At 42.6% G+C, this 15127-nt stretch carries 7 protein-coding genes; 4 read left to right on the forward strand and 3 right to left on the reverse strand.

The annotated features are described in order from the left end of the window. Nucleotides 1-179 precede the first annotated feature (179 nt). A complete protein-coding gene (locus FNH22_RS24655; RefSeq protein WP_143401174.1) occupies nt 180-4292 on the forward strand; it encodes a hybrid sensor histidine kinase/response regulator transcription factor in 4113 nt (1370 codons plus the stop codon). 57 nt (nt 4293-4349) lie between these two features. Here FNH22_RS24655 and FNH22_RS24660 read toward each other — a convergent pair whose 3' ends face one another. Beyond that, nucleotides 4350-4748 (reverse strand): DUF6438 domain-containing protein, encoded by a 399-nt coding sequence (locus FNH22_RS24660; RefSeq protein ID WP_143401175.1) that lies wholly within the window; start codon nt 4746-4748, stop codon nt 4350-4352. A 299-nt stretch (nt 4749-5047) separates the two neighbouring features. Between FNH22_RS24660 and FNH22_RS24665 the strand changes: the two genes are divergently transcribed. Continuing rightward, nucleotides 5048-10375, forward strand: a complete 5328-nt coding sequence (locus tag FNH22_RS24665) for an HYR domain-containing protein (RefSeq protein WP_143401176.1) — start codon at nt 5048-5050, stop codon at nt 10373-10375. A 359-nt stretch (nt 10376-10734) separates the two neighbouring features. On the opposite strand, the gene floA is transcribed toward FNH22_RS24665, so the two are convergent. Both floA and FNH22_RS24675 read right to left on the reverse strand, forming a co-directional pair. Beyond that, nucleotides 10735-11631 carry a flotillin-like protein FloA gene (gene floA, locus FNH22_RS24670; RefSeq protein ID WP_143401177.1) on the reverse strand — a complete coding sequence of 299 codons (897 nt, stop codon included), beginning with the start codon at nt 11629-11631 and terminating at the stop codon, nt 10735-10737. A gap of 430 nt (nt 11632-12061) precedes the next feature. After that, entirely contained in the window at nt 12062-13018 is a 957-nt protein-coding gene (locus FNH22_RS24675; RefSeq protein ID WP_185154389.1) for an alpha/beta hydrolase, read from the reverse strand. A gap of 380 nt (nt 13019-13398) precedes the next feature. Between FNH22_RS24675 and FNH22_RS24680 the strand changes: the two genes are divergently transcribed. Beyond that, nucleotides 13399-13995, forward strand: coding sequence for a TetR/AcrR family transcriptional regulator (locus FNH22_RS24680; RefSeq protein ID WP_143401179.1), 597 nt, complete (start codon nt 13399-13401; stop codon nt 13993-13995). Then, nucleotides 13992-15125: a hypothetical protein gene (locus FNH22_RS24685; RefSeq protein WP_255518152.1), complete on the forward strand. Its 1134-nt coding sequence runs from the start codon at nt 13992-13994 to the stop codon at nt 15123-15125. The genes FNH22_RS24680 and FNH22_RS24685 overlap by 4 nt, the downstream gene beginning before the upstream one ends. Nucleotides 15126-15127 lie beyond the last annotated feature (2 nt).

Raw genomic sequence — 15127 nt, forward strand, 5'->3', positions numbered from 1 at the left:
TTTACTTGAGGTCTTCAAAAGACCTTCTGGTGTTATGATAAGATGAAGTTTAAACAAAACTATTATTAAGAAAGCGGGCCAAATATAAATGATTATCAGAGGTCGTAAAAGACTTTTGATGCGTTTTAGTCTTGCGGTATTTTTTGAGTAAATTAGATTGCCCTAAATAATTAGTAATCATGCGTTTCCTGGCTGTAGCATTTTTCTTTTTATTCTTCGGATTTCAAGCTTTGGCACAGATTTCCTTAGTAGAACGAAACCTCTACTTTGATCATTTATCTATAAAAGACGGGCTTTCTCAGGCCACCGTACTTTGCTCTTGGCAGGATCAACGAGGCTTTATGTGGTTTGGCACCCGTGACGGACTCAACCGTTATGATGGGTATTCTTTTGAGGTATTTAAAAATACTATAGATAATGATAATTCCATTGCAGGTAACATTATTTATGATATCAATGAAGATAAAGAAGGTAATCTTTGGATGGTCACAGACCATGGGCTAAGCAAATTTACCAATGCCACCTCGTCATTTGAAAACTACCATTTGTCCGGAGAAGATTATGTGAGCAATGACTTTCAAAAATTATTAATTGACAGTAATGGTGACCTTTGGATAGGGGGCAGGTCAGGACTGTTTTTGTTTGAAACGGATACAAAGCTTTTTAGTCCGTCATATGCCGGAAGTGGAGATGAAAATGTGTTACTGAAACGCCCGGTTTATGCATTATCAGAAGGTGTCAGGAAAAAGAGAAGGCTTATCTGGGTAGGTACGTCGCGTAACGGTATATACGCCATTGACCCCATCACCCGACAAATAAATGCGACCCAACCAACGGAAAGTCTGCCAAAAGCAAGGGTACAGGATATTGTAGTTCAGCAAGATTGTATTTGGATTGCTACTTATGGAGACGGATTATATATAGTTGATAATCAGTTAAATATGATAGATCACTTTCATTCAGAAAGTAGCTATATCGAAAAACAGATTTCACATAATAACATCAGGTCCATAGCAACAGATGATCATAACAATCTATGGGTAGGCACTTTTGATGGTCTCGATATATTCATTGACCAGCATAAACGACTTCGTCGGATAAAATACAAAGAAGGAGATGCTACCGGTCTTTCTCATGGATCCATCCGGTCGATTATCAAAGACGATAAAGGTACGATGTGGTTAGGTACCTATTTTGGTGGGGTCAATATCTTTGATTTTGACAATCAGCGATTCCATCATTTTTATCATAAACCGGGAGAAGACGGTTCACTAAGTTATAATGTTGTAGGGGCTTTTTCAGAAGATGCTCAAGGTAACCTGATGATAGGGACTGAGCGAGGGGGCTTAAATATTTATGACAAGCATAACAGGAACCATCAAGTGTTTGATACCGCTCCGGGTAGTCGAAACGCTCTAAGTGGCAATATTATTAAATCCCTCTATACTGACAGTTCGCAATCCGTATGGGTAGGTGTATTCAAAGGTGGCCTTAACAGGATAGGTTTGAAGAATGGAAAAGTGAAAAAGTATCCTCTTACAATGGATGGGGATTACGTCGACTTACAGAAGGCAATCGTGAATGTTATTGTACCTGGTGATCCAGGTTTACTATGGCTTGGAACCGATCGTTTTGGTGGATTACATTGTTTTGATACGAAAAGTGAAAAATACGTTGATTATGCAGGATCCGGGATAGTACGTGAGGTATTGAAATCCAATCCGGTAAAAGATATACACATAGATGGAAGTGGTCAATTATGGTTGGCCTCCAGAGGGGCAGGAGTGATCAGGCTTTCCCCGGAGACGGGTGAATTTATTCAATTTAAGGAGCAGGACCAGGAGCCTCTTACTGAAGCTAACCATGTTTATATAGACAAGGCCGGTATGGTTTGGGTATCTACCCAGGGCCAGGGGCTTGTCCGTCTGGACCCTGAGACTTTCGAGCTTGAGCATTTCTACTCAAAAAACGGATTGCCTAATGACATTATTTTGGGAGTGCTTGAAGATAGTAGTGGTCAGTTATGGGTATTTGCTTCCAATGGATTGGCATTATTGAATGCAGCTGATACCACCTTTAAAGGTTACACGTACAGCTCCGGATTTCCCTTGGAAGAAATGAATGAGGGAGCATTTTATAAAACGTCTTCCGGTGAATTTGTGGTAGGAGGAAGTAACGGGTATGTGCGTTTCGAGCCGTCTGAGTTAGTAAATAACACCTTTGTGCCTCCGGTGGTATTTACTCATTTTAAGATATCCAACAAAGAAGTATTGCCCGGGGACAAACACCGGATATTAGACAAAAACATTCAGCAAACCAGGCATATTACGTTAAACCACAGCCAGAATGTGGTTACTTTTGAGTTTGCCGCATTAAGCTTCTTACGCCCGGAAAACAACCACTACGCTTATTTTTTGGAAGGTTTTGACCAGGAATGGAGCTACGTGGGCAACAAAAGATCAATAACATTCACCAATCTTCCCGAAGGGGACTATGTGCTGAAGGTAAAAGGGTCAAACAATGATGGGATTTGGAACGAAACACCAAGTGCCATACGTATCTCCGTACTACCTCCGCCCTGGAAAACCTGGTGGGCTTTTGTTCTGTACGGTCTTCTTTTTGTTACGGGTATATTACTGATCCGATACAATGCACTCAAGGGTATTCGCCTTAAGCATGATCTGAGAGTAGAACAATTTGAAAAAGAAAAATGGAAGGAAGTCCATAAACTAAAGCTGCTATACTTTACGGATGTTTCACATGAATTTAGGACCCCTTTAACTTTGATTACCAGCCCTTTGGAGGAGATTATGGATAGTGGAAAGCCAGGTAAGTGGCTGAAGAAGCGCTTGAAAATAATGCATTTTAATGCGAAGCGCCTGCAACATTTGATTGATCAGATACTTGAGATCAGGGAATTAGAAACAGGCCATGCCAAGCTGAAACTTTCACCCGTCAGGTTGGATGCGGTGTTGGGAAAGGTAGTCGATTCATTCAAGGTAATGGCTGATAAAAAGAAGATCAAATTGAGTTATAACCATGACCGGGTACCCTATGCTTACCTATTGGATACAGATAAGCTGGAAAAAGTGTTTTTTAATTTATTGTCTAATAGTTTCAAATTTACTGAGGCAGGAGGCCACATCAGTTTGTCCTTTAAAGCCGAAAAAGGTACTACCCATGATAAGGTACGTTTGGAAGTTACCGATACGGGTTGCGGTATGTCTCAGGAACATTTGAATAGGATCTTTGAACGTTTTTATAAGCAAAGCAACGACGGTACGGGCGTAGGGATAGGATTATCACTTACCAAATCCATTGTGGAGCTGTTAGAAGGTACCATTGAAGCCAGAAGTGAAGTGGGAAAGGGAACTACTTTCTATCTTGCCATACCTTTTGAAAGGTCCGAAAAAGAACTTATATCAGAACACGCAGGGGATTTTGAAAAACCACTGCCACTGGAATACGAACTACTTACTCTCCCTAAATATGAAAACCCGGAAGAAGATGGAGTTAAGACGGATGAAACTTTGCTGGTAGTAGAAGACAACCGCGAGCTACGCACCTACCTTACCAACAATCTTAAGAAACGATATAGAATGATCAGCGCTGCTGATGGAGCGGAAGGGTTAAACAAGGCCCGAAAGCAGAACCCGTCATTGATCATAAGTGATATAATGATGCCTGAGATGGATGGGATAACATTATGTGAAACCATAAAAAAAGATGAGCATCTTTGCCACATTCCTGTCCTTCTCCTGACAGCAAAGTCCTCACATGTGGACCGCCTGGAAGGGCTTGATATCGGGGCCGATGATTACATTGCAAAACCCTTTATTATGAAAGAGGTCGAAGCCAGGGTTAAAAATATTATAAATAACAGGAATCTGCTTAGAAAAAAGTATCAATCTAATTCTTACCTGCCTGATATCGGAGAGATCACTTTTAATAGTTACGATGAAAAACTACTTAAACGTATTGTTGAAGTGGTGGAAAATAATCTTGGTGAGCCCAACCTTACGGTAGAGTACCTGGCCAGGGAGGTAGGTCTGAGCCGTGTCCAGCTTTTTCGAAAGCTAAAGAACTGGACGGGATTGTCACCTGCCGGTTTTATAAGAGATTTTCGTATGAAAAGAGCGGCACAATTGCTATCGTCCAAAGAGGTGAAAGTAGCAGAAGTTGCCTATGAAGTTGGATTCCAGGATGTACAATACTTTAGCAAATCCTTCAAAAAGATCTATGGCATAGGCCCTAAGGAATATACGGCCGTAAATATGGTCACGGAAAATTGATTCAGTATTATTGAATGAGTAAAGCTTCACCCGAGTCCGTTTGACGCACTTTTTAGATTATTGGTCTTTCACTGCTTTCCACTCAAGTTTTTTCAATAACCCTTCCAACTCTTTCTCCAGACGCTTGAGCGTAGCAGGCGCCCCATAATAATCCATTATCTTTTTGCTCTGCGAACCATTATTAAAATAGATATAGGTGGTGCTGAGATCAGAAACATCTTTATCGTACCGGTCCTTTAACTCGAAAAAACCTATTTTCTCAAACTCCTGTCTGAAATATGTCAACTCCAATTCATTTAACCTGGACGTATATAAGCCGATAAGGTCGACATTCGCCTCTCCGTGTAACTCCACCCGGCCATCTTTAAATACTTTTAACTCGTAGGTAGGGCAATAGCCATAGCAAGCTGTTTTTTGTTGCGAAAACAGAACGGTGCTGTCAGTCTTTTGTGCCATTATTATGCCTGCAAAACATAAAAAAAAGCCATGAAACAAAAACCAAAATTTTGAATTAAACATCTTCTGCCAAGGATACCCAATTTTTCCGGAAAGGCAATATCAGCCTTCTTTATTGTTTCCAACGAAATCACCACTTACATGTTTTAATACCATGACCGGAAATTTATCAAGCACGCTGATCATACGGGTTAAACCGTCAATCAGAAAAACCATTTTCTGGTCTGATTTTTTTTGTGTTAACGTCTTCTTTTGGTTAGATTCGGAGGTTTATTATTTTAACCTAAATCAAACTTATTGTGAAATTTTACAAATCGATTAACCATCGTTTTCGACGTGGTGTTCGTGGCAGATATTTGATGCTTTGGACAGCCGCTTTCGCACTAACGATGTTTACCTCATTGAGTACATTTGCTCAGAAATCTCCAAATGTTTTAGAACCTGTTTGGAAGCAATTACCCATGACGTATGATACTTGCTACGTTTCAGGGGTTAACGTGGGGTTGGTCATTCCACCCAAAGATGCTTTTTTCGCTGAAGTAGGCGCCAATGGCGGTGTTATGACGGCAGCACAACAGGCTTATTTCGAAACGTTACGTACGGCGCGGATTGAAATCAACTTCATTGAAGGTTTTGATGAATTTCCACAGGCAGCAGTAGCTATGCGGTTTGCTGCTGACATCTGGGAGACGGAACTGGTGTCGGATGTACCCATACGTATTGACGCAAGATTCGGTACACTTGAGCCAGGAGTATTGGCTTCAGCCGGATCAATCAATTTTACCAACATTCCGAATGGTGTGGCAGGTACTAACTATGTGAGTTCACTGGCTGATGCGGTGGCAGGTTTTGACCTGGCGCCGGGCCTTGCTGATATGAGCATCACCATTGGTAACTTACCGTTTAATTTTGCTACTGACGGTGTACCTGTAGATGGGCTTACGGATTTTGTGTCTGTAGCGCTTCATGAAATAGGTCACGGACTGGGTTTCTCAGGAACAGGAAGAGAAGCAGGTGTAGGCTTATCCGGCGGATCCGTAGTTAGACTTTATGATATTTTCGTGGAATTAGGCGATGGGACTCCAATTCTTGACCTGGGTTTCGGTACTCCTGCACAGCAGGCGGCTATCATCAGCGATGACCTGTTTATTAATTCACCAAGCGTTTTAGCCGCAAATGGCGGCGTGCGCGGTAAAATATTCGCACCTACGACATTTAATGGCGGATCAACGTATTCACACTGGGATGAAGCCACTTTCCCTGCTGGTGACCCTAATTCATTAATGAGTCCGCAAATAGGAACAGCGGAAGTTATCCAGGATGTGGGGGCGATCACAAGAGGTTTGTTCCAGGACATAGGATGGACCTTAGCAGGCAATAGAACTACTGTCCCGTTCGATCTGCGTGTAACTGAGGTCAATGTTATGAACAGCCCTACTCTGGGTGCTGCGGAAACCATCGGGGTAACGGTAGGGAATTTTGGTTCTGACGACCTGACCAGTTTTGATGTATCCTACCAAATTGATGGTGGTGCGGTAGTCACGGAAACTTTTACTATTGACCTTCCGGCAAATACAGAAACTAAAATTGAATTTGTGACTACGGCAGATCTTTCCATTGACGGCAATACCTATGAAATAAGTGCTTTTGCAGGAGCAATTCCTGTTGCTCCTGAAGCTGTAGTGACTATCTCTGTCACCAACTTGCTGATGGTAAACAGTTTCCCTTACCAGGAAAGCTTTGAGACTACTGCAGGTGGCTGGATTACTGATGGTACTTTCGGTTTTACGAGCTGGGAATTGGGAACCCCCGCCAACACTATTATTAATGGCGCCTCTGAAGGCAGTCAGGCATGGGCAACCAACTTGGATGGGAACTACTTTGACAACGAGAACTCGTTCGTACTGGCCCCTTGTTTTGATTTCAGTGCGTTTGACATAGACCCAATTTTTTCTTTTGATATATTTTACAATACAGAGGCAGTCTTTGATGGAGCTTCTTTGCAATATTCTGTAGATGGAGGAGATAGCTGGGTAAATGTAGGTGTACTGGGAGATCCGGATAACTGGTATAATGGAAATATCAATGTATCGTCCGGGGGTTCGACCGGTGCGTTGGACTTTACCGGTGCTAACGGTGATGCGTGGAACGGTAGTAGTGAAGGTTACGTACGTGCGGTGCACCAGCTCAACGGACTGGGAGGTAACCCTGATGTTATGCTGAGAGTGGCCTTTGGAGCTGACGGCGCATCGAATGATGAAGGGTTAGCCTTTGACAACGTTTCCATTGTTTTTCCTGATACTGATTTGCAGCTGGCTTCCATTGATTCACCGACCACCGGTGGCGGACTTGGCTCAGCGGAAATCGTAACAGTGACTATCCGCAATAATGGTTTGCTTGATGCTTCTGGATTTGACATCTCTTATCAGTTGGACGGTGGAACAGCGGTAACGGAATCATTTGGTGGTACCATCAGTAGTGGCACCACTACGGAGTTCACGTTCAGCACACCGGTCGATCTTTCCACTGTCGGTAGCACGTTTTCTTTGACGGCTACTGTTTCTGCTACCGGTGATGAAAACACCAGTAATAACGTGGCTACACGCTCTATCACCAACTTCCCCCTTGTAGCTACTTTTCCATATCAGGAAGGTTTTGAAGAAGGTGCCGGAGGCTGGTCCATTGGTGGGCTTAACTCCTCATGGCAGTTAGGTACACCGGCAGCAGCTGTTATTAACAGGGCATCTGAAGGTGAGCAGGCATTTGTAACAAATCTAACAGGGAGTCATAACCTTAGTGAGGGCTCTTTCGTCCTTAGCCCGGTGTTTGACCTGACAGACGTTCCCGACCCGGTAATACAATTAGACGTATGGTGGGAATTTGGTTTTCTCTCAGGGTTTCCGTTCAACGGCGCCATCGTACAGGCTTCCACTGACCTGGGTGAAACCTGGCAAACCATAGGTAGGAACGGTGATCCTGACAACTGGTATCAATCCAATGTAGATCGTACTAACTTTACCATCAACCCTACTAACCCGTTGGCCTTTTTTGGCAGTGACGGGGATGCCTGGTCCGGAAACAGCGGTACCGGCACAGCGCCCGGCGATTGGGTCACCGCTACACACCCATTGGAAGGTATAGGTGGTGAGTCATCTGTTATTATAAGGGTAGTTGTCGGTACACTTCAGTTTGGAGTACTACAAAATGAAGGAATAGGTTTTGATAACGTCAATATACTTGATGCATCAGGACTGCCCGCAATTGCTTGTGCGGAGGACATTACGGTAAACAATACTCCCGGTACCTGTGAAGCTAACGTGACCGTTACCCCGCCTTCCATATTGAATGCCACGGAAAATACCATTGTTTTAAACAGTGTGAATGGTGAAGGAAACCCCAGTGGCGTGTTTCCTGTAGGAACGACTTCCATTACCTGGACATTGCAAGAAGGTGGCCCCAATGGTTTTGTGAAGACTTGTATTCAAAAAGTTACCGTACTTGATAATGAAGCGCCAACATTGGCCAATTCCGGAGAGATCATCATTGCAGTAGATCAGGGAGTGACGGAAACTGTAGTGGATTATGAACTACCTGTTGGTATAGATAACTGTGGTTTCGGAAACCTGATTACACAATCTACCAACCAGGAATTAAGCGGTGGACCTGTAAGATGCCCATCAGGAGACAATAGTTATCTGCGTGTATTTGATCTGCAGAATGATTTTGAAGTAGTGGGTGACCTGCTTGTCAATAGCGTTGATATCGGAATTGCAGGAAGCGATGGTGTTTCGCCGGGGTTTGTTAATCTCTACACGTTAAACGGAGACCTATCCTTTGCCAATATGCAGTTGTTGTCCAGTACTGAATTGACTATACCATCTAACACCTCATTTGAGTTGGTGAATATACCGGTAGGTACGTATGTGCCTGCAGGTTCTGTCCTGGTATTGGAGTTGTTTACACCCGCCTTTAATGGCGCTGTAAGCGGTATTGCTCCCGCCTCTAATACAGGTCCTGCTACAGGTCCAAGCTTCCTGGCAGCTTCGGTTTGTGGAGCGCCTGATCCTGCCGATCTGACATCTTTTGGTTTTGCCAATCAGTGGGTAATGAACATCCATGGAACTGACAGGGGACTTACCGAGTTACCTGCCACACTTACAGCCGGATTGGGATCAGGTAGTTTGTTCCCGCTGGGTACTACTACGGAAACGTACGTATCTACCGATGGAGCCGGTAATAGTGCTACTACTTCCTTCAATGTGACGGTATCCGATGATCTTGGAGTAACAGGTTTTGATCTGATCGATGCAGTTACGGATGATTTCTTATCTGTTTTGACCGATGGCACAGTGATAGATCTGGCTACAGTATCACAGATCAGCGTAGTAGCGGATGTAAACAGAGATATGGTAGGTAGTGTGCTATTTGAAGTAAATGGAAAGAGCAGAACGGAAAACTTCTTCCCATATGCAGCGGCAGGAGAAAGCGGTGGCAACTTCAAACCGGTGGATATAGTAGAAGGTATAAATACGATCACCGCCACACCATTTACCAAGAAAAATGGTGGAGGGACACAAGGTATTTCCAGAACAGTCACATTTGAAGTCATCAATACTACTCAGGCTATTGCTTTCAATTTGATAGATGATAAGGAAGACGTTATTGTAAGGCAATTAAATGATACGGATTCCATTGATGTAGCTGTTCTTCCTACTTTTGACATTTCTGCTGATTTCAATAGCACCAACATTGGCAGTGTAATATTTGAGCTGGATGGAGAAAAAGTTCAAACGGAGAACAGGGCCCCTTATTCCGCAGGAGGTTCACCGGGAGGTAATTTCCGTAATTTCAGGGAAGTACAGCCAGGAGTGAATACACTGACAGCTACAGCCTATACGTCAAGAAACGGAAACGGCATAGCTGGTGTGCCTGTAAGTGTTACATTCAATCTTATGAACCTGGCCACCATCACAGAACTCAGGTTGATCAATGTCACTACCAATGAGATAGTAGGAGAGGTGGTTGATGGCACGGTGATAGACCGCTCTGTTCTACCCAAATTTACTATTGAAGCTATAGTAAGTACCGAGTATGTGGGAAGTGTCTATTTTGAACTAGACGGACGTCTTGTGCAAAGGGAAAATAGCGCGCCTTATGCAGCTGCCGGAGATGGTGGCAGAGGCTTCAAAAACTTTGGAGATGTGACCCCTGGTACCAATACACTTACAGTTACTCCATATCAGTTAGCTGGAGGCAGAGGTATACCGGGTATTGCTAAAACGGTCACTTTTGAAGTGCTGGACGGGGTATCTAATGCAAGAAAAGCTGATGCGAGTGCCGCGTCCGATACGAATGGACTATCAGAAGAAAAATTCGGAAAGCTAGTGGCCTATCCTAACCCAACCGATGGTTTGGTAACCATTACCGGTATCCGGTTCAAAGAGGATGCTACGTTGGTGCGCATAACGGATATGTTAGGAAACATCGTATTTGAGAATGAAATGCAGGCCGGTCCTTCAGGTATTCAGTTGGATGTTGCTAAAATGGGTCTGAATGCGGGAATGTACTTCGTATTGGTTGAAACAGTGGAAGATGGTATTGCCGTTGTCCGACTGATGAAAGAATAAGGATTCGATGATCTGATTAATCGGAAAGGGATCAGGTAAAACCTGACTTGTTCCTGTATTTCCGTTTAGAGTAGGATCAGAGATATGTTTAGAAAAGGGATTATTCCGATTTTCGGAATAATCCCTTTTTATTTTGCACATGAGTATAGAATAATTGAACTCAATCATTTCATTGCTGTTGAAAATCTTTTGTATTCATTGGGTAGGAAAGATGTGGTAATCCTACGGCCCTGAGACAAACTGATTACATTCTAATGGTGTTGCCAGCAGAAAAAACTGCTACAATCGTAATCTCCTTGCCAATAATAATTGTTCAATATTCTATTCTTTTATCAGGAAGTAAATAACAAAGTGTCATCTTATCTCCTTCTTATCAATTGACCCTTTTGGAATGCTTCTGCCATAGCCTTAGGTATTTCTGATTCGGCGATAATCACCTGTGCTTGGGCATTTTGAATTTTTGCCAGCATTTCTTGCTCCAGAGCTACTGCCATAGCCCGGCGCTCTTCAGCTTTTGCATTGGCTATTTTCAGGTCTGCCACTGCCTGGTCAATTTGAAGGATTGCACCTATGTTTTCTCCAATATTTATATCTGCTATATCAATAGATAATATTTCAAAAGCGGTGCTTGCATCCAGTCCTTTTTCTAATACATGCTTAGATATCTCTTCGGGCTTTTCCAACACACTCAGGTAGTTTGTGGCTGTGCCAATTCGCGAAATTATTCCCTGACCTACTCTGGCCTTTATCGTCTCTTCTCCGGCTCCACCTACAAGTTGTGCAATATTTGTTCTCACCGTAACCCGTGCTTCTGCAATGAGTTGTATTCCATCCAGCGAAACCCCGGTAATGGCCGGTACTACGATCATATAAGGTGTTACGGATATTTGAACGGCCTCTAATACATTTCTACCTGCCAGGTCAATCGCTGTTGCTTGCTTAAATGACATAGGCAGGTTGGCCTTAGCGGCTACGATCAGCGCTTTTATAACATTCTGAACATTGCCATGTGCCAGGTAATGTGTTTCAAGAAGTCCTGAGTTGACGTCTTCAATGCCTGCCTTTATTGCTAAGATCAGAGACCTTACAATGAGGCCGGGAGGCACTTTTCTGAATCGCATGAACACAAGATCTATCAAGTTTACCCGAACTCCGGAGAAAACGGCCATTATCCATAAATTGACTGGGAATATGAAGAGAATAAGCCATAGGCCGGCCAAAACCGATCCAATAGTGATCAATGTTGATATTTGCATAGTTAACGGATCGATTGGGTATGTAAAGTGGGAATGTACTGCTATTTATCGGGTTTTTGATGAATAGTCGTTCTTATATGTTAAGTTTTGATAGAGAATGAGCCGATGAAAGGTATCTCATGGAAGGGACTGATAGGGATGTCCTAAAAGAAGATAAGGGTACAAATTTTAAAGTAACAAAAATTAAGATCAACCCAGCGATCCCAGACCACATTTGCAAAAAAGGTAGTTTGAAGAGGTGAAAATGTATTCTTTAGAAGTCTATAACCAAGTCTTTCATTAGTCTACCGGCTTTTACCTCATTGACTGGCTTCCTGCATCTGTCACACTCTATGCTCCAGGCTCTTCCCGCGCTGCTCTTACTCGGGAGATCAAAATGAATTTTCAGAGAAGTCCTAATCAGGAAGAAATACCTTTTCGTATCATCAGGTCAATTTGAGCAAGCCTCAGGAGTGCTTGTGATCGTACAATCCTTGTTCGTTTCGATTACTTTATGCACCTGACGAAATTTGGACTGAAGTACATCCAGCCAGATAAATTCAGCGATTTCATCCCTGTGTTTTTTAAACGGCCTGCCTGCCCATCCATGGCCGTCATTACAACCGGTCATTAAATAATATCCCTTTTTTAATTTCTCCAATCGGTCAGCAATGCTGGCCGCTCCATGAAGCACAAGATAACCAGGAGCATCTTCGTTACAATAATGATGCGGTGCAGTGCCATACGGAACGAGGTTGTCGCATGTACCGTGAAAGAGTTGTGTGGGTATAGCCGATTCAGCAGAAATGAGATTGATATCATAAATAGCTCCCGCCATACTAATGACACCTCCATAGGTAAAGCTTTTGGGTAATGGAGTCTGTGTTTCTTTCCAATAGGCGGCATGCAGTACCGCTTCAGCACCGGCACTACTTCCGGCAAGTACAATGGCGCCAGGGTCAATGCTTAACCTCTTCTTACTTTCAATGATGTAGCGGGTGGCCTCAGCAATTTCAAGTGCCACATGCTTAAAAGTAGCCAGCTTATTGGCCGCAGCCTGACCACAGCCAAATGATTTTCCTTTCATTGTCAAAGTATACGACATACTTACGGTCACTATACCTCTTCTGGCCATATTTTCACAAAATTCGATAATGGCGGGCTCATCTCTGCTACCACCGGCAAAGCCCCCTCCATGGACGTATAAAATAACGGGCCTGCTTTCTTTTTTATCATTGGCAGGCTGATAAATATCTATTTGAAGATCCTTATCCGGAGCATTAAGATAACGAACAGTTTCCTTATTTACCTCTTCAAAGATCTGTTCAGAGTAACGTTGTCCATAGATGTTAAAACTTGCTAAACAGATAAGTAAACAAGTTATTAAAATACAGTAGGGTCTGGTCATGAAATTACTTTTTTGGATGGGATACGATAAATAGTCTACGTTAATCCTATTATTACATAGAAGATAACTTTTCATTGGCTTAAGAGTACGATACCGTCGATGATCTTATTTGTTGATTGTTAAAATCATGTCATTCTTAATGTCTTCCAGGTATCTAATCCCTTGACAACAATAAATATAACAACAAGTGGATTAAAGTTTATCCATTGGATTTAATCTTACGTCAGGCAAAAGCTATCGGGAAAATTGGGTACTAACTCTTACCTGCAATTAAGGAGTCATTTCTTTGTGTTACTAAAAAATAAATAAGTTACGAAAATCGTATATTAATGGAACTATCGTAACATATTTAGAGTTCAACAATATATACTTTACTATATATGAGTGAATTTGGTCATAGAAAAAGTTATCAAACCCTCATGGCAGCTTCCAAAACGCTGTTTTGGAAATATGGAATGCGTAAGGTCTCTGTAGAAGAAATATGCAAAGAGGCGGGGATCAGTAAAATGACCTTTTACCGCATGTTTAAGAATAAAAATGAACTGATATATGAACTGCTTAGTGCGATCTATACCAAGGGATTTGAAGATTATAAAAACCTCATGGCTGAGGAAATCTCTTTTCCTGAAAAAGTAAAGAAGATCTTATTACTCAAACATGAAGGTACCCAGGATGTAAGCCGGGAGTTTATTACAGAAGTTTACAAAAGTGATGATGCATCGTTACAAAAGTTGCTGGCCGATTATCAGGAGAAAACCACCAAAGAGCTACGCAAAGATTTTATAGAAGCGCAAAAACAAGGTTGGATACATAAAGACCTCAAAATGGATTCTATCTTTTATCTCCTCAACCTTATCCAGGAAAAGCTATTCGACCCCGTCTATATTGCGCTTCATTCGAATATTCAAGAGGCTATAATGGAAATGACCAATTTTTTCTTTTATGGCATAATGTCTCCGGAAAATCAAAAAAAGTGAAACACGTATTTCTTATGGTGATACTGTTTGGTTCCCTTTCGCTCGATGCACAGCGTACTTTTAACTTTGATGGACAATTGTCCGGTGTAGCCAACTACAGCCCGGACAACACCATACGTGGCTTGCTGAATGGCAGGTACCTGCCGGAATTAAATTATGATTGGAAACCGGATAGCGCGTATAGCTGGTATTTTGAAGCTTCAGCGAATATGTATGGCTCGGCTTATTTTTATACAAGTGATTCTGCTTCAATAGAAGGGGATGTCCGGGCCTATAGAATATGGACCCGTTTTTCCGGCAAACAATATGAAGTAAGGCTGGGCCTGCAAAAAATAGATTTTGGTTCTGCCATGGTATTGCGGCCACTTCAGTGGTTTAATGAAATTGATCCCCGTGACCCGTTGGCCATTACAGATGGGGTGAATGCTGTTTTAGTGAAATATTATTTTCTAAACAATGCAAATGTTTGGTTCTGGGCTTTGTACGGCAATCAAGATCCCCGAGGTTTTGACCTGGCCGGATCGCACAAAAATGCCCCGGAATTTGGAGGGAGGTTTCAATACCCCATCCCTAAAGGTGAGCTGGCTTTATCTTATCATCACCGTACCGCAGATGCCACTGAAATTACCGATAACCCCGGGTTTGAACAGGTTCCTGAAAATAGAATTGGTCTGGATGGAAAATGGGACCTAGGAGTTGGTCTTTGGTTTGAAGGGGCCTACATCAAAAAACAAAAGAACATCGGTTTATTTACGCATCAGGTATTGGCCACATTAGGCATGGACTACACCTTTGGTGTGGGAAGCGGGTTGAATGTAGTGGCAGAACATCTGATGATCGGCTATGATCAAACCGGGATTGGTTTTGCTGCAAACTACAATACCACTGCATTGAACATATCTTATCCTATCGGTTTTTTCGACAACCTAAACATGTTTACCACTTACAGTTGGGAGGCTGAAACGGCTTCCTTTTTCCTAAATTATCAGCATGATTTTAGAAGGGTCACGGGCTTTTTTATGGTGTACTACACACCAACGACCACTTTGGATTTAGGCAATGAGGGGAGCGATTTTGTAAACTCATTTACCGGTCCAGGACTACGGGTGATGCTGGTTTTTAATCATTAACC

It is taken from the genome of Fulvivirga sp. M361 (genome assembly GCF_007097395.1).
Classification (GTDB): domain Bacteria; phylum Bacteroidota; class Bacteroidia; order Cytophagales; family Cyclobacteriaceae; genus Fulvivirga.

Bases quoted from the DNA above. Each gene is read 5' to 3' on its own strand.
- floA (WP_143401177.1), bottom strand. From the start codon at position 11,631: ATGCAAATATCAACATTGATCACTATTGGATCGGTTTTGGCCGGCCTA.
- FNH22_RS24655 (WP_143401174.1), top strand. From the start codon at position 180: ATGCGTTTCCTGGCTGTAGCATTTTTCTTTTTATTCTTCGGATTTCAA.
- FNH22_RS24675 (WP_185154389.1), bottom strand. From the start codon at position 13,018: ATGACCAGACCCTACTGTATTTTAATAACTTGTTTACTTATCTGTTTA.
- FNH22_RS24660 (WP_143401175.1), bottom strand. From the start codon at position 4,748: ATGGCACAAAAGACTGACAGCACCGTTCTGTTTTCGCAACAAAAAACA.
- FNH22_RS24680 (WP_143401179.1), top strand. From the start codon at position 13,399: ATGAGTGAATTTGGTCATAGAAAAAGTTATCAAACCCTCATGGCAGCT.